This window comes from Fibrobacter sp. UWB2 (assembly GCF_002210425.1).
Lineage (GTDB): Bacteria > Fibrobacterota > Fibrobacteria > Fibrobacterales > Fibrobacteraceae > Fibrobacter > Fibrobacter elongatus.
The window spans coordinates 620,636-636,926 of the sequence record NZ_MWQK01000002.1 but is presented as its reverse complement, the minus strand read 5'-3'; the positions used below and the strand labels follow the sequence as shown (position 1 = coordinate 636,926).

Below are 16,291 nucleotides of genomic sequence, written 5' to 3'. Positions count from 1 at the left end.
GCTATTATTCCTTACGGATTACAAATAATCAATAACTATAACTAGCAAATAACAACTATGGATATCAATCAGCTCGCACAACAGCACATTTTGAAGCAGCCGCTCTACGTGACCGGCAAACCCATCGCCTACACCGCTCGTGAATTCGGCCTCGACCCGAAAGACATCGACAAGCTCGCCAGCAACGAAAACCCGTTTGGTCCGAGCCCGAAGGGCATGGCCGAAGCTCGCAAGGCTTTGGAAGAAGTGAACCTCTATCCGGATGGCGGTTCTTACGACCTCATCGGAAAGATTGCTGAATTCCGCGGTGTGAACCGCGACCAGATTGCTGTGGGTAACGGCAGTAACGAACTTTTGGACATGATTGCCCAGGTGTTCCTCGGCCCCGGCACGGAAGCCGTCATGGGCAACCACAGCTTCGCTGTTTACAAGCTTGCCACGATGGCCATGAACGCCAAGATTGTTGAAGTTGACATGCCGGCTCCGGGATACAACTACAACCTCAAGGCTATGCGCGACGCCGTGAACGAAAAGACCCGCATCGTGTTCCTCGCTAACCCGAACAATCCGACGGGTTCTGACCTCACCGCCAAGGAAATTTTGGACTTCGCCGACAGCCTCCCGGAAACTTGCGTTCTCGTGATGGACGAAGCCTACACCGAATTTATCGAAGACACGCCGGAACTCGTCCCGGATTTCAACAGCCGCATCGCCGCTGGCAAGAACATCATCTGCTGCCGTACGTTCAGTAAGATCTACGGTCTTGCAGGGCTGCGCGTGGGCTACTGCATCACCCGTCCGGAAATCGTCGCCCTCATCAACCGCGTGCGTGAACCGTTCAACGTGAACAGCATCGCTCAGGCAGCTGCCATCGGCGCTATCGACGACCAGGATTACGTGAACAAGGTTCGCGAACTCAACAAGAAGGGGCTCGAACAGCTCAAGGCAGGTTTCAAGGAAATGGGCCTCCCCTACGTCGACAGCCACGCAAACTTCATCGCCGTCAGCGGATTCAAGGATCCGATGGACGCCTTCAAGTTCTTGCAGGCCAAGGGCACCATCATCCGTCCGCAGCCGGCTATGGGTGACGTGCTCCGCATTACCGTCGGTACCGAAGCTCAGAACAAGAAATGCCTCGAAAACATCAAGGCATATCTCGGCAAGTAAACCGGGAAAGAGGCTGCACAAAGCCCGCGTCTGGCGCCACTAACGCCAAAGCTCACGGCGTTGCCCGTGTGATTTCTAAGCGCGGTTTTTGCAGCAGAAGCCAAGCAGAAAACCTGGTCCGCGAGGGCCGGGTTTCTTTGCGTGGTAAAATTGTCCGCGATCCGGACACTCCCGCCCGTGAAAATGATGAAATTTGCGTTGACGGAAAGCCCGTAAAGGCAAGCGAGTTCGTCTACTTTATGATGAACAAGCCGCGCGGCTATGTCACTACGGCAAGCGACGAAAAAGGGCGCGCAACCGTCATGGACCTTTTCCGCGAGCAATACGCCAAGATGTTCCCTGGCAAGCCAGTGCCGCACATATCGCCCGTCGGCAGGCTCGATGCCGCTAGCGAAGGGCTTTTGCTATTTACAAACGATACGCAATGGGCGGATGCTTTATTAAAGACGAAAGACGAGAGACGAAAGACGAGAGACGACAAATGCGTAGAACGAGAGTCGCGCGGCCCCACCCACACAAAAATCTACCGAGTGCAGGTTAACGGGCACCCCACCGCCGAAGAACTTTCGCAAATGGAAGCAGGCTTCAACGTCCCACCCCGCGTTTTTGGCGAGCCCGAAGAATTCATGCACGCCGTCAGCGCCAAGCTCTATAGCGCAGGCGAAAAGAACTGTTGGTTAGAAATCACTTTGGACGAAGGCAAGAATCGCGAAATTCGTCGCATGCTCGCGAAGCTCGGCTACGAAGTTTTGCGCCTTGTGCGCATCAAGTTCTGCAATTTTGAGTTGGGCGATTTAAAGCAAGGCTGCATCAAAAAAATTGACGCCCCGCAGCATTAAGCAGAACGCGGCTTCCCCGTCCAGCCAAGCTTTTCGCGAAGAGCGCCTACAAATCCCGTGTGACGCATACGAATAAACGTCGTCACAAGCTTACTTTCAGACAACATCACATATTCATCCGGTTTCATTTCAAGCGTGATGCGCCCGTCAAAAACGAGGTCGAGCGAGCAATTCACCGCCGAAGCCATTCGCAATTTTTTATCCGTAAGCGAAAGCACAAGCGGACGCACCGAGAGGCTGCTCGGAGCCACAGGCGTGAGCACCACCGCAGGCGTCGAAGGGTGGATAATCGGGCCACCAGCAGCAAGGTTGTATGCAGTCGAACCCGTCGGCGTCGAAACGAGAATCGAATCCGCCCAGTATTCCGTCAGGCAAGTATCGTTATAAGCCACGTTGACGTTCACCATGCGTTCCGGAGCGTGTGCACGCACATGGACTTCATTCAGAACAGTCTGCTTTGCAATGCACTTTCTGCCGTGATAAACCGCAGCCTCGATCATCATGCGTTCGCGAGTCGAGAAGTCGCCAGCAAGCAAGCTATCAAGCGTCTTGGTCAAGCCTTCCACACGCGATTCCGCCAAGAATCCCACGCGCCCGGCATTCACACCAAGAATCGGAATGTTATGGCCAAGCGCCATATGCGCAGCCGTCAGCACCGTGCCGTCACCGCCAATAGCAAGCAGCAAATCGGTCTTCTGCAGCGCGGATTCTTTCACCACGCGAATCGGCTTTTTCACGAGTTCCTTGAGGGAATCGAGCGCATAAAATTTCACCTGCGGGTGTTCAAGCGCCCAAGAAGTAATCTGCTTCAAGGCACATGCCAAATCGGCACTTTTGTCCTTGAACCCGACAATTCCAATGCTGCTGAAAGACTTTTCCATAACCATCCTCAAGCTTCGCGTTCACTCAAAGCGTAGCCTAATTATTCCTTCTTCTCGGCATTTTCTGCCACAAGCACATTCTTGAGCTTGTCGACAACACCCGGGAACATCGCTTCGACCTTGTCCATATTTTCAACCAGTTCATCGTTCTGGAGCGCAAGCGACAACACGCTCAAGGCAAGCCCCATCTGCGCCGAATCGCCACCGTCAAAATCGCTACCGTTCACAATCGTTTCAAGGCCGCGAATCACAAGGCCATCGTCGTACACGCCAACTTCGGCACCCGTCTTGCGCAAGTTCACCGCCAAAAATTCATTCACGGGGCGCATTTCCTTGCGGACTTCCTTGGGCACGCGCAAAATCGTTTCGCCTTCGCCATAGCAAGCCGCCACTGCCAACAGCGGGTATTCTTCGAGCGCAGTCGCAATCACGTCTTCGCTAAAGCGGCGGCCCTGCAAGCGTTTTCCAGAAGCAAGCGGCTTGATTTCAACATCGCCAAAAACATCACCATACTTTTCACGACGGCTCACCGTTTCAACATTCGCGCCCATACGTTTGAGGCATGTGAGCGCACCCGCACGGCTGCTGTTCAAGTCTACGTTCAAAAGCTTGATGACGTTGTCCTTCGGCATATTCCCAACAGTAGCAAGTACCGCAAACGCAGTCGCTTCCGTCGTATCACCCGGCACATAGTATTCACGCGCGGTAATCACCTTCGTCTCCGAAAGTTCCGTAAACTGCGTACGTTCAATCTTCTTGCCCTGAGCAATCATCAAGCGGCGTTCGAATTCGCTCAACTGTTCCATGCCACGGCCTTCATATTTCACAGCCGCACCAAAGTAGATGAGCATTTTCGTCCACTGGTCATGCACCGTAGACTTTTCTTCAAAATTCAAATAGTCATTGCGGATAAGCGCACGGAGCAAAAGCCTGTTGCGCATCACAGACGAAACGTTCCCCAGAGAATCCTTCTTGACGTTCAGTTCATCGCGCAAAAAGTTAAAGACAAACTTTGCCGGTTCATCCTTTTGCACCTTAATCTTGAAATACTTCTGGAGCGTTTCCTTTGCCGCATTCACACGGGCAATGCCCGCATCATCAACTTCAGCAGCAAACGTGTATAGCTGTTCTTCGTCCTTGCTCGCGAGCGTCCAAAGCATCACGTTATCAGCTTCGTTGAACTTGAACGGAAGCATGGTCGGAATAGAGTACTGGAACCCCTTGCCATTTAAGACAAGCTGATGCCCTTGCAATTCGTAAGTGAGACCAAATTCTTTCAGCGCCTCGGCATACTTTTCACTACCACTTGCCCACGCAAAATTTTCCAACACGGTGCGGCCATTCACCAAAAGCGCCATCACCAACGTCAAATTCATCCGTTCACGGTCGGGATTCATCAAGAATTCCATCGTCTATTCCTTAAGCAAATTAACGTCTTTCTTTAACTTCGTATTCCAAATATTGCAGCGTCTTCACGGCACGTGCCGCTTCTTCTTGAGTCTTGAACGCAAGCAAAAGCGTACCCGCCACATTTTCGCGGACCTTCATGAGTTCTATGTCGCGAATGTTGATGCCTTCTTCGGCAAGTGGCTGCATCACGCTCAACAGAGCGCCCGGCTTATCCTTGAGCTGGACCGTAATTTCGTAGAACGAGTTGGTGTTATTGCGACCCGGAGCAAACAAGCTCGCACGGCCATCGTTACCCGCCTTGAAAATATCGGCAAGCGCCTGCGAATTATCCGCAACCACGCTATGCTCGTCATTTTCAAAATCACCCGAAGCAGGCTTACCGTCCTTCACGACGTTGAGCCCGTTCATCGCCGCAATCGTCTTGTCGAGACCATCACGGACTTCGCAAAGCGCACGAGTTGTCTCGTCGCGATTCGTCACGGCGATATCGTGCCACATTCCCCAACCCGAAGCGGCAATGCGCGTCATGTCGCGGAAAGCGCGGCCTGCAAAATGCTGGTAGTTGTGCTTGAGCAAGCGTTCCGGCAAGTTCCCGGCAAGCGTTGAGCTCAGCATCTGCGGCATGTGACTCACCCATGCCATCGTGCGGTCGTGATGTTCCGGCGGGAACACGACAGGATTTGCGCCCACAAAGCGGATAATTTCCAGAAGCGGGGCATAAACAGATTCAGGCGTTCCATCTGGCGGGCAGACAAACCAATATGCATTTTCAAAAATCGCAGGATCGTTGTATTCACAAGTGCGTTTTTCGGAACCCGCCATCGGGTGGCTGCCGACAAAGCGGAACGGAGCCGGCAAGCGCACGCCCGCCTTGCAAATTTCAACTTTCGTCGAACCGATATCGCTCACCAAGATTTCTCGGCCAGCATTAGCACCAGCCCACGAAACTTTACCGAGCGCATCAATCATCTTCAAAATGTGGAGGATCGGCGCACAGAGCAAAATCAGGTCGCTATCCTTCGCCCACTTTTCAGTCTCACCGTATTCAAAAAATTCATCGGCAAGTTCAAGTTCACGAGCACGCTTGAGCGTTGCAGGAGAACTCACAGCACGAATCTTCGTCGGAAGCTTAGCCTGTTTGATGGCCGCAGCAATCGAGCTAGCCAAGAGGCCAAACCCCACCATAGTAATGCGGGCAACCATTATTCTTCCACCTTGCGAGTTTCTTCCATGATGACACGGAAAATATTCTGGAACGATTCCGGAGAAAGCGGGCCACCGGCCTTTGCGGCCTTCTCGGCGACCAAATTCAAGACAGACTGTTCGCGACCTTCATCAAAAACGGGCAAACCTTTCTGTTTCTTGATTTTCCCAATTTCAGCAGCGTATGTAGCCCTCTTGTTGAGGAGCGACATCAGTTCATCATTAAGTTCGTCAATGCGAATGCGCCATTCATTAATATCCATATTGACGAATGTAGAAAAAAATTACGGCACGCGGTTTGCATACTGGTACAGCGAAAGCCCAAATTCCGGGAGCGATGCAATCAGAAAATCAAAAATATCGGACTGAATATTTTCGTATTCTATCCATTCCACCGTATTGGCAAACGCATAGATTTCAAGCGGGAGCCCCGTCGGCGTTGGCGCAAGCTGACGCGTCATGAGCGTCATGTCTTGAGCAATCGTCTTACGGCTGCGGAGATACGCCGTGCAATAAGCCCTGAACGTTCCGATGTTTGTCAAATGGCGACCATTCAGTTTTGTCACAGTGACGTTTTCCGACACGCCAGAATTTTCACCGATTTCATCCAGCTTTTGTTCCAAGTACGGGCGCAGCACATCAATCTTCATGAACTTTTCAATTTCTTCAGGCGTCAAAAAGCGGATGCTCTGCTGGTCAATAAAAAGCGAACGCTTGATGCGGCGACCGCCCGATTCCTGCATACCGCGCCAATTACGGAAAGAATTGGTAATCAAGTCGTACGCCGGAATCACTGAAACCGTATTGTCCCAGTTACGTACTTTCACAGATGTAAGCGTAATGTCAATGACCGAGCCATCAGCATGGTGGCGTTCAATTTCAATCCAGTCGCCCTTGCGCAAGAGGTCCGACAAGTTTATCTGGATTCCAGAGACCAATCCCAGAATCGAGTCCCTGAAAACCAATAACAAGACAGTCGCCATGGCACCAAGTGTCGACAAAATAATCACCGGACTTTTATTCACAATCTGTGATGCCACCAGAATCGTCGCCACGCAGAACATTGCAAGTTTAATGGCCTGGAAAATGCCACGCATCGGGCGCAGCTTCATTTTCACATTGCGTTCATTTAGGCTTTCAATGACATCGAGCACCGCACTCGCGAGCAAGAACGCCGCTACCGTGAATAAAATATTTCCGATATGTTCGCAAAAGTCGTAAAGCCAATGCTCTTTAGCAATCACATACGGGAACGACTGCACTAAAATAATAACCGGCACAAAAAAGAGCGCACGAGAAATCACTTTCTTTTTCACAAGCAAGTCATCAAACTTGTTCGGAGTCTTTATGGCAATCCATTTCGCAAGCGGATGCACTACGAAATACAAAAAGGCATAAACAGCCAAAACAACTGCAGAAAGTATCGCAAATTGGTAGTAATCGTTCATGCCTACAATCTAAAAATTTCGTATATTATGCACCGAACTTTTATCATTGGAGCAGACATGAAAATAGCTGTTATGGGTGGCGCAGGTTATATCGGTAGCCACACCATCATCGAACTCTACAAAGCAGGTCATTCCGTTGTCGTCGTCGATAACCTTGTAAACTCAAGCAATGAATCGCTCCGCCGCGTAGCAGAGCTTGTCGGCTCCCCCATTCCGTTCGTCAAGGCCGATGTCCGTGACGCTGCCGCCATGGACAAGATTTTCAGCGAAAACAAGTTTGACGCCTGCATCCACTTTGCAGGTCTCAAGGCTGTCGGTGAATCCGTCGCGAAGCCACTCGAATACTACGAAAACAACATGAACGCCACTTTCGTGTTGCTCCACGCCATGCGTAATCACGGCTGCAAGAATCTCATTTTCAGTTCTTCGGCAACCGTTTACGGTAACCCGGCTCAAATCCCTATTACCGAAGCTTGCCCTAAGGGCCAATGCACCAACCCCTACGGACAGACGAAGTCCATGCTCGAAGAAGTCCTCCGCGACGTGCAAAAGGCTGATCCGGAATGGAACATCGTTTTGCTCCGTTACTTCAACCCGATTGGTGCACACCCGAGCGGACGCATCGGCGAAGACCCGAACGGCATTCCAAACAACTTAATGCCTTACATCACGCAGACCGCAGTCGGCCTCCGCAAGGAACTCGGCGTGTTCGGCAACGACTATGACACCCCGGATGGCACCGGCGTCCGCGACTACATACACGTTTGCGACCTCGCTTCTGGCCACGTGAGCGCACTCAAGGCTATCGAACGCAAGTGCGGCCTCGCCATTTATAACTTGGGTACAGGTCACGGCTACTCCGTGCTCGATGTCGTAAAAGCATTCGAAAAAGTCAACAACGTCAAGATTCCGTACAGCATCAAGCCGCGTCGCGCAGGCGACATCGCCACTTGCTACTGCAACCCGCAAAAGGCATTCGACGAGCTCGGTTGGAAGGCCCAGTACGGCATCGAAGAAATGTGCCGCGACGCTTGGAACTGGCAAAAGAACAACCCCAAGGGTTACAAGGGCTAAGCCAGCATTGTCATTCCCGCCTCCGAGCGGGAATCTCCTTAACAAAAAATTCAGCCTCCCGCTTTAAGCGAGAGGCTTTTTAATTTCAGCAAGCGAGCAGACGTTCGCTAAACTTTTACGCAAAGTTAGTCACGATAGCCATGACGATTGCGGTCATGAGCACGGTCAACATTCTGCTTATGCAGCGGCGACGCATCCGGACGATCGACGTTATGGCGAGTCTTTTCGCATTCGCGAACGCTGTTTACCGTATAGAACTTATGACGCTTCGGGTCCATGCACTTGATTTCTTCAGCGCGGTCACGGCGGTAATCAATCTGCATCCAGACTTCACCATTGTCGCAATAGAAATCGAACTTGCGTTCCTTATCGCCACGATAGCATTCGCCACGGCTGTACATCTTCTGATCGTTTCTATAACGTTCAGCATGAATTCTGTCATGACGGTCGCACTTCGGTTCTGCAAACCTGCAAGTAATCGTCGACGTGTTTGTAGAAACAACCTGAGACGGAGGTGGCGGAGGAGGAGACACGGTATTAGATTTTTCCTCCTTCTTCGGATTGATGTTAATCGTCAAAGCCATTGCAGATGTGCTAAGGAGCATCAACGACATGGCGCAAGTAAGCACAAGCTTATTCATATGACCTCATTATACTTTAATTGTTACAACAAAAATAATATATTAAATATTTTGTAACAAAACAAACATTTTGATAAAAAAATTTAATGGTCCCGCCAAGCAGGCAGGACCATAGATAAATTCTATAATGCGCAAATTCCAAGACTTTAGATAAATAAAAAACAACTTCGTTGTTTTTCTAGATATTGCGCCTCGGTCATGTGAGCCCGCAAGCGGTCTCCCGCGACTCTCGGCTTATATCAACTCCTCAGCCGTTATTTTTTCATCATGTTCGGGTTCCTGGTAGCAGGATTCCGGCACCTGGACTTGGTTCTGAAAGTAGGCCTTGTGAGCGGCAATCACCTTTTCACGGGCAAAAGCGGCATCCTTCCATTCACCAATTTGTACGTCCTTGCCTTCCAGTTCCTTGTAGTTCTGGAAGAAGTTCTTCGTAATGCGGAGGAACATCTGGTCCACGTCAGTAATGTCGCAGAACGGACGCGGGTTAAACACCGGCACGCCCAAAACCTTGTAGTCCTTTTTGCCACCATCGGTCATGTCAAGTGCGCCAATCACGCGGCACGTACAAACCGTACCCGTAATCATAGATGCCGGGCTGTAAATGAGCATATCCAAAGCATCACCATCGTCAGCCTTGGTGCTCGGGATAAAACCATACGTGCAAGGGTAGCTCATAGAGCTCAAAAGACAACGGTCAAGACGGAACACATGCAAGCGTTCGTCATATTCATACTTCAAGTTCGTGTCTTTGCCGATTTCCACGACGCAGTCCACTTCGTAAGGATACTTGCGTCCAATTGGAAGATCCAAGTAGTTTATTGCCATTTATTCTCCGTCGGCCCACATTGAGCCTCATTATCTTTTTATTACAAATATAATCCCTAATTTAGTATTTATTCGGAAATTGTAAAGTCTTTTTTTACCAAAGTATATTCAAAACCGAATTACCTACTCCGCCAGCGCTGCGTTGTCGTTTTGCCCAAGATACCCCAACTAAACTTCGGTTTTCCCGTATCGGGGCTGTAGCCAACTTCAAAACGGATTCGGTCAAGCGCAGGGATTACGATGTGCAAACCACCATAGACAGCCCCTTCGTAATTTTTCCAACCAGGAGCCCCCTTGTCCCAAAGCACGCTTGCATCAAAACCTGCCACCAGCTGGATTCCGTAAAAGAAGTTAATTCCCCACAGCGATGCCGAACGGCGTTCCAACAGCACAAAACGCTCTTCAAGATTCAAGAGCATTTCATGAACGCCCAAATGCTCCGCATCCGGACTGTTAAGACCACGGAAAGAGTTTGTACCGCCATGATAGAAATAATCATAGCGCTTTACATCGCCCGGACGCAAACGAACAAGCGCTGTTGCCCCCGTAACAAAACGACCGATCGAATAGTAAGCGCGAGCATCTTCCAAGAATTCGACAAAATTTTCGCCGCGCTTTCCGCCAACGCCCACATGCGTCACATCGCTTTCAAAATAAATTCCCTTGCGGGTATCGAGTTCGCTATCGCGGTAGTCCACGGCAAAGCCAAGCCCAAATTCCGGTAGCACGCCAGGTCCTTTTTCAAGATAGCGATAAGTCAACTTTCCTAAAAGCGAATAATGCGGAACAAATTTCCAATTCAAGTCCAAACTCAACAACCAACTCGCGTCCTTGAATTCACGGAGATCGTCCCAGCTATCGGTTCGCGTAAAATCAATATTCCAACCAAGCGGGATGCCAAACAAATATGGCGAACTCGCGTAAAAGGCATACTCGTTATTTTCAAAGAACGGATCGATAGCCGTGCGGTAGTGCACTTCGGCACGAATGTCTTCGCCAAGCACATTCAGGTTCGCAAGCGCAAGTCCAAGCATAAGACCATCGCGGTCAGTTGTCTTGCTATCCGGCGATGGAATCCAACGGAAGATTTCTTTGAAATTATAAACGACGTTTCCATTTTTACAAGAAACGTAAATATCCGTAAAGAGGTCCAAGTCTTGGAGGCGAAGCTTCTCCGATTCAAAAGCCTTCTGTGAAAAAGTGCCCCCAACCTTGTGCGTAAGTTCGCGCCACACCACACGAGGCTTCGTATGTTCCAGGCCTTCAAACTCAATCGATTCGATTTTTGCACCATCGCTGCACAGGTCGGAATCCACACGCAGCGAATCCGACTCTGCGGCATTTGCAGATGCAAAGGCAGAAACGAGCCCCGCCAACAAAAAAGTCTTCACAAAAAATTTCACGAATCAAAGATACAAAAGGCATTCGCATGCGGTTTTGGCGAAACTCATAAAAATTGCTATATTTGAGGCACCAAATTGAGGTGATTATGTTAGACTTTTTAGCAAACAACTGGCCCTACCTGATTATCCTGGTCGTGGTCGTCGCTTTATTTTTTGTTATCCGTGGTGCGCTCAAGGGCCTGAAAGCCAGAAGCCCGTTCAACATGGAAAACATCCGCAAGAGCACCGAACCGAACTTCCTTGCCCTCCAGCAGAAGTCCAAGGCTTTGCTCGCCGATGCCGACATGATTTGCGAAATCAAGCCGGGCAGCGATCAGGTGATTCCGAAGAAAGAAGATATCAAGTTTTTCCGTCGTGCCGTTTCGCAGAAGTTTAAGCTCGCTGTGTTCCAGGTTCCGGGTACAAACAAGGTCGTGTTCTTCTTCTGCAAAACTGAAGCAGGTATCCGCAGAAGACTCCAGAACCTGGTCATCAACCAGAAGTTCCGTGAAGGCAAGCACCCCTACATTGATGAAGCTACCGGCGAAAAGCTGAGATACCCGAAAGCTTAGTCAGACTAAAGACCGCTTCGCTCACAGACTAGAGACGAGAGAAGCGAAAAGATTTAATTTATATACCCCGGTCAATGCGCCGGGGTCTGTTGTTTAAAGAAACCTAAAGAGAACATCTACAATGCGCACGTACAAAGATTTAGCCATTGCCGAAGAAGAACAAAAGCTCGTAGACGCAGTCAACAAGACGAACAACTTGCTCGTCGAAGCGCCCACCGGTAGCGGTAAGTCTTTGTACATCCCGTGGTTCTTGAGCAATCACTTTAGCGGTCGCATTGTCGTGTTGCAACCGAGACGCATCGCAGCCCTCGCCCTCGCGCAGTACTCAGCAAAACTCCACAACGAGCCCTGCGGCAAGACCGTCGGTTACCAGTTCCGCCAAGACAGTTGCAAATCTAGCGCTACGAGAATCTTGTTCCAAACGTACGGTAACTTTTTGCAGGAGCTTCTGCACGGCAAGATGAATGCGGAATGGGTCATCTTCGATGAATACCACGAACGCAAAGCCGACATGGACTTGCTCTTTGCGTACTTGCTCAAATTGCAAGCAGCAAGCCAAACTTCAGGTAGTGAAAGTATCAAAGCGCCAAGAATCGCCGTCATGAGTGCAAAGCTCAACCGCGAAGAAATGGAACAAGCGCTCGGCGTCAAATGCTTGGAACTCGGGCATCCGCTTTATCCCGTACAAATTCTTCACCAGAAGCCCGCAGCAGGCACAAACATCAGCGCAGGCCAAGGAATCGAAAGCGAAGTCGTCCGTGCATTGCGCACTTTGTACCGCAATAACGTTTGGCAGACAACGCTTGTATTCTTGCCGGGTAAAGCCGAAATTGCCAAATGCCACACCGCCGCGAGCGAAGCTCTGGGCGACAATATCGCCGAGTTCCTTGAACTCTACGGCGGTCAAGACCGCGAAACGCAAGACCGCATTTTCGAAGAGACGGAACGCCCGCGCGTCATCTTTACGACCAACATTGCAGAAACGTCTATCACAGTCCCCAACGTCACAGGCGTTGTCGATAGCGGCATTGAGCGCGTCAGTGAATATGATGATAGTGAAAAAGTGAACGTTCTCCGCACGCTCCCGATTTCGTTGCAGAACGCCATCCAGCGCAGTGGCCGTAGCGGCCGTACACAGAACGGTTGCGCCATCCGCCTCTGGACCGAAGATGCCGAGAAGCACATGCCACAAGGCATCGTGCCCGAAGTCTTGCAAATCGAGCCCTCGGAACTTTTATTGCAAAAAGCAGCGCTCGAAGATTCATGGGCCCTATCGCCTAACGGCTCCAGGGTGACAATTGATGATGACGTCATTGCGAGCCCCAAAGGGGCGAAGCAATCCCAAATAAAACTGCCTACGGCAATTCCAGAAGCGCGCGAAAAAGTCGCTACCGCGATGCTCGAGAAATTCGGCATGCTGCAAGACGGCCGCATCACAGAACTTGGCAAGCGCGCCATCCAAACGCCAATTTCAAACATTCCGCTCGCATTGATTTTGGCTAAAGCCACTTGCGCCGCAGACCTCCCCGACTTGCTCCTCGCCGCCATGGCTTGGATTCATTCCGGCACAGAGTTTGTACAGAAATCTAAAAATACGCTCAACTTGCTCACGCTTGCAAGCGATACACTTTCAAAAGCCATCAACGTTCCGCGAGAAGTCTCGTTCACGCTAAAGCAACTGCGCGACTTCCGCGATACACTCAAGGAGACGTCCGCTCGTCCCTCCCCCAAAAAGAGCGAAGCTCTGTCTTCACATTTCATCGCGCAACAGCTTCTCGCCGCATTCCCGGATGCCCTCGCCACTCCAAGCGGAAACGTTTACAAATTGAGCAACGGCAACACCATCCGTTTGCAAGTGTCAGAGCCGCCTTACGCATTGCTTGCGCTCTCCATGCTCCGCACGGGTGGCGGTAGCAAATCCGAACTTCGCGTGAGCCTTTACGCGCCCGTGCCCAAAGAATTGCTCGGCGGAGAAAGCGATATCATTCGTTACGAACTTTTATGGCGCAGCGGTCAAGAACGCTTTATCGGCGTCGAGATTCACGAAAGCGAAAGCCCCAACGGCGACGTTCGCGAAACAAGCCGTAAAGAAATTCTCCCGCAAGAAGCATCGCCCAAAATTCTCGAAAAACTCAAAGAGCTCACCGCCGAAGCTTGGCGCGACAAGCTCGAAAAAGAAAACTGGAGTGGCCGCTACCTCACAGAAAATTTGCATACGCTCCTCATCAAGATGCGCCTTGCCGCAAAGCTTTACCCAGAATACGGGCTCCCAGAATTCAACGAAGAAGATATGGAACTTATCTTCAACGAGCTCACGGATGGCATATTCCTTTTGCGAGACATCAACGAAGACCGCTACCGCAACATCGTCGAAGATTACTTCGGAAAGTCGATGTTAGCCTGGTTGCAAAAGACATTCCCCGATCATTACGTACTGCCAAACGGCAAGCGAGCCCGCTATAGTTACCAAGCGGTCGCCACAGCCGATGAACAGAGCAGCGGCAAGATTGTACAAAGTGCAGACGGCGTTCTCGTTGAGATTTCTGCACGCATAGAAGACTTCATGCAACTCCGCGGCGAGCATAAAATCGCCGACGGCAAGCTCAAAGTGCGTTACGACATTCTCGCACCGAACTTCCGCACGATACAAAAGACATGGGACCTCACAAGCTTCTGGCAAAACACCTACGCCGAGGTCCGCAAGGAACTCCGCGGGCGCTATCCAAAGCACCCGTGGCCGGAAAGTGTAATGTAGCCATGGCGTCATGGCGGACCCAAACCGCCATCTAAGTTCTATTTCACGCTATATACAGCAAGAGTCTTGCTGTACTCAAAGCCTACAATTAAAAGCGGTTCGCCATTCGGGCTCTTTTCGGCAGGGATAAACAAGATGCCTTCAGGGCCGCGATCTTTCGGATTCAAGTAATAATCCACAATCTTCGGCGTATTTCCGTTTTCAACGCCCGCAATGTCAAACACGGCAACGACACTCGAGCGTTCCAGCCCGACAAATGCATAGCGCTTATCGCCAACAACACCCGTTGTCACGTTTTCCGGTTCGCAGCCCTTATCTTCGCTGCGGGCATCCATCTTGACTTTACCCTTCTTGGAATTCCAGTTAAAGTAATCAGGCGCCATCTGGGCCATCATCTGTTCAAAAGCGTCGCCCGAATCCCACATCAGGTGCCCTGTTTCGCCATCGAAAATGCTAATCGAGCGCGTTCCAAAGCTGTACATGTAAGGACACATTCCATTTTCGGTCTTATCAGGCACAACATTGCAGCGTTCCAAATTGCTCACGGAGATGTTCTTCACATCTTCAAGCACTTGCGACGTAAACACACTCGGATCAATGACACCATTCTGCAAGAGCATCATCGGAGTTGTCACATCCGTCCAGGCCTTGTAATCGTTGACCGGAGCGCCCTCGTTCGCCGTGAGCACAAACGTCTTTCCACCTGCGCTGAACGCCGAAATTCCATCGGGTTGGCGAAGGCCGCGCAGCGGATAATTCTTGATTTCAATTTTCTTGTTCTTCTTGATGTCCAGGCCAAATCCCGGCTTGGAATGGTCCACATAACCGAGCGGGAACACATCCAGGATTTTCTTCGCTTCGACATCAAACTTGACGATTGCATTGTTTTCCTGCAAGCTCACCCAAGCCGTCTTTCCATCACCAGAAACCGTAATGTATTCCGGTTCAAGCGACTGCGCAAAACTCTTCACGCCCGTCTTACGGATGCCTTTAGCCATCAATGCAAGCGAATCCAGTTCACCAAATCCGACAACCGTCTTTTGCGGCTTTTTCCAAGTCCTAGCTAAATCAGCTGCACTCGCCGACGCATTCACGCCTGCAATCGACAAAACGCCAATGCCGCCTTCCGGATCTTCCGAGAACGTCTCGTCCGGAGAGCCTTCGCAGGCCACGAGCAAATTTGTACCATCCGGCGTAAACGTAATCATATCGGGCATGTAGCACAGTTCATGCTTTCCAAGAACTTCGAGTTTCTTGTTGTAGCGCATCACCTGCACATGGCCCATTTTCCATTCGGGATTGTTCAAGAGACTTACGGCAACAAGGTCTCCATTGACCGTTACGCTAGAGGCGCCCCCCGGCAACTTGATTTCGCTTATCTTTTTCGGATTTGCGGGGTCAGCCAAATCAACCACTTCGAGAACATTTTCTCCGCCAACGACAAACAGCACCTTCTTTTCGGGCATAAACGCCGAAATTTCAGCAGTGGTCATGGGGATTGAAGCAATTTGCTTAAGCGTCGTTCCCCAATGGAACGGTCCCGTCGGAACATCAGACTTTTTAGCGATTGCAAGACCTGCGCCCAAAAGCAAGCTCAAGACAAATGTCGTTTTTTTCATTTCAATCCCTCAAAAAAAGTTAATCCAGAATCAGCCACATGATAAGCATGCCAAGTCCAAAGCTTGCCGCCATAGATGCAGACTGCATCACGACATCAGACTTTTCCTTTTCTTTTTCCTTGGCTTTTTGCTTTTCAGCCTGTTCCTGACTTGCCTGTACAGCAACGCTCAACGCCTTGGCGCAAGTTTCGTTGTTCTTCTTCAGTGTGTTATAGCTCTGTTCCCAGTTTTCGCACTTGGCTCTTTCGATTTCTAAGTCCGAACGGAGAGCTTTCTTTTCAACGATGCAGACGCTGTCGTGAATCGCCATCACGCTATCGCGCACGGCAATTTCAGCGACAAGTTCAGCCTTTTCGGCATCACTTTTTTCAGCAGCATTTCCAGCCGCATTTGCAGCACCTGCAAAAGCAAGCACGATTAAGGCACTCAAAGTCCACGACTTCACAAAAGAACGAACAACAGAAACCATATACCC

Annotated in this window: 15 protein-coding genes; 5 read left to right on the top strand and 10 right to left on the bottom strand. The window is 50.5% G+C overall.

Annotated features, from left to right (window positions below; translation table 11 throughout):
* The first annotated feature begins 57 nt into the window (after nucleotides 1–57).
* Complete coding sequence (gene hisC, locus B7982_RS06090; RefSeq protein ID WP_088659973.1) at nucleotides 58–1,167, top strand: histidinol-phosphate transaminase; 1,110 nt, start codon at nucleotides 58–60, stop codon at nucleotides 1,165–1,167.
* A complete protein-coding gene (locus B7982_RS06085; protein WP_088659972.1) occupies nucleotides 1,131–2,006 on the top strand; it encodes a pseudouridine synthase in 876 nt (291 codons plus the stop codon). The genes hisC and B7982_RS06085 overlap by 37 nt, the downstream gene beginning before the upstream one ends.
* Here the strand turns inward: B7982_RS06085 and B7982_RS06080 are convergent.
* Genes B7982_RS06080 through B7982_RS06060 form a run of 5 tightly spaced genes read right to left on the bottom strand, consistent with a single transcriptional unit; the run spans nucleotide 2,003 to nucleotide 6,948 of the window.
* Nucleotides 2,003–2,887: an NAD(+)/NADH kinase gene (locus tag B7982_RS06080; RefSeq protein WP_015732341.1), complete on the bottom strand. Its 885-nt coding sequence runs from the start codon at nucleotides 2,885–2,887 to the stop codon at nucleotides 2,003–2,005. The two genes, B7982_RS06085 and B7982_RS06080, sit on opposite strands and share 4 nt — an antisense overlap.
* A 41-nt stretch (nucleotides 2,888–2,928) precedes the next feature.
* Nucleotides 2,929–4,296 (bottom strand): 3-phosphoshikimate 1-carboxyvinyltransferase, encoded by a 1,368-nt coding sequence (locus tag B7982_RS06075; RefSeq protein WP_088659971.1) that lies wholly within the window; start codon nucleotides 4,294–4,296, stop codon nucleotides 2,929–2,931.
* A 19-nt stretch (nucleotides 4,297–4,315) separates the two neighbouring features.
* On the bottom strand, nucleotides 4,316–5,500 hold the full coding sequence (locus B7982_RS06070) for a prephenate dehydrogenase/arogenate dehydrogenase family protein (RefSeq protein ID WP_088659970.1): 1,185 nt from the start codon (nucleotides 5,498–5,500) through the stop codon (nucleotides 4,316–4,318).
* Complete coding sequence (locus B7982_RS06065) at nucleotides 5,500–5,763, bottom strand: chorismate mutase (protein WP_014547164.1); 264 nt, start codon at nucleotides 5,761–5,763, stop codon at nucleotides 5,500–5,502. Before B7982_RS06065 ends, B7982_RS06070 begins: the two co-directional genes overlap by 1 nt.
* Nucleotides 5,764–5,784: 21 nt before the next feature.
* Nucleotides 5,785–6,948, bottom strand: a complete 1,164-nt coding sequence (locus B7982_RS06060) for a mechanosensitive ion channel family protein (RefSeq protein WP_088659969.1) — start codon at nucleotides 6,946–6,948, stop codon at nucleotides 5,785–5,787.
* 57 nt (nucleotides 6,949–7,005) lie between these two features.
* Between B7982_RS06060 and galE the strand changes: the two genes are divergently transcribed.
* Nucleotides 7,006–8,022, top strand: a complete 1,017-nt coding sequence (gene galE, locus B7982_RS06055) for a UDP-glucose 4-epimerase GalE (protein WP_088659968.1) — start codon at nucleotides 7,006–7,008, stop codon at nucleotides 8,020–8,022.
* A gap of 125 nt (nucleotides 8,023–8,147) precedes the next feature.
* Here galE and B7982_RS06050 read toward each other — a convergent pair whose 3' ends face one another.
* The 3 genes from B7982_RS06050 to B7982_RS06040 form a co-directional block, all read right to left on the bottom strand.
* Complete coding sequence (locus B7982_RS06050) at nucleotides 8,148–8,663, bottom strand: hypothetical protein (protein WP_233138394.1); 516 nt, start codon at nucleotides 8,661–8,663, stop codon at nucleotides 8,148–8,150.
* A 234-nt stretch (nucleotides 8,664–8,897) separates the two neighbouring features.
* Nucleotides 8,898–9,488, bottom strand: a complete 591-nt coding sequence (locus B7982_RS06045) for an inorganic diphosphatase (RefSeq protein ID WP_014547160.1) — start codon at nucleotides 9,486–9,488, stop codon at nucleotides 8,898–8,900.
* Nucleotides 9,489–9,607: 119 nt separating this feature from the next.
* Nucleotides 9,608–10,879, bottom strand: coding sequence for a BamA/TamA family outer membrane protein (locus tag B7982_RS06040; protein WP_233138393.1), 1,272 nt, complete (start codon nucleotides 10,877–10,879; stop codon nucleotides 9,608–9,610).
* A gap of 98 nt (nucleotides 10,880–10,977) precedes the next feature.
* Between B7982_RS06040 and B7982_RS06035 the strand changes: the two genes are divergently transcribed.
* Complete coding sequence (locus tag B7982_RS06035; protein ID WP_088659966.1) at nucleotides 10,978–11,442, top strand: hypothetical protein; 465 nt, start codon at nucleotides 10,978–10,980, stop codon at nucleotides 11,440–11,442.
* Nucleotides 11,443–11,563: 121 nt separating this feature from the next.
* Nucleotides 11,564–14,197, top strand: a complete 2,634-nt coding sequence (locus B7982_RS06030) for an ATP-dependent helicase C-terminal domain-containing protein (RefSeq protein WP_088659965.1) — start codon at nucleotides 11,564–11,566, stop codon at nucleotides 14,195–14,197.
* A gap of 38 nt (nucleotides 14,198–14,235) precedes the next feature.
* Here the strand turns inward: B7982_RS06030 and B7982_RS06025 are convergent, their stop codons facing one another.
* Complete coding sequence (locus tag B7982_RS06025) at nucleotides 14,236–15,816, bottom strand: choice-of-anchor I family protein (protein ID WP_088659964.1); 1,581 nt, start codon at nucleotides 15,814–15,816, stop codon at nucleotides 14,236–14,238.
* A gap of 19 nt (nucleotides 15,817–15,835) precedes the next feature.
* A complete protein-coding gene (locus B7982_RS06020) occupies nucleotides 15,836–16,285 on the bottom strand; it encodes a hypothetical protein (RefSeq protein WP_088659963.1) in 450 nt (149 codons plus the stop codon).
* Nucleotides 16,286–16,291: the final 6 nt, after the last annotated feature.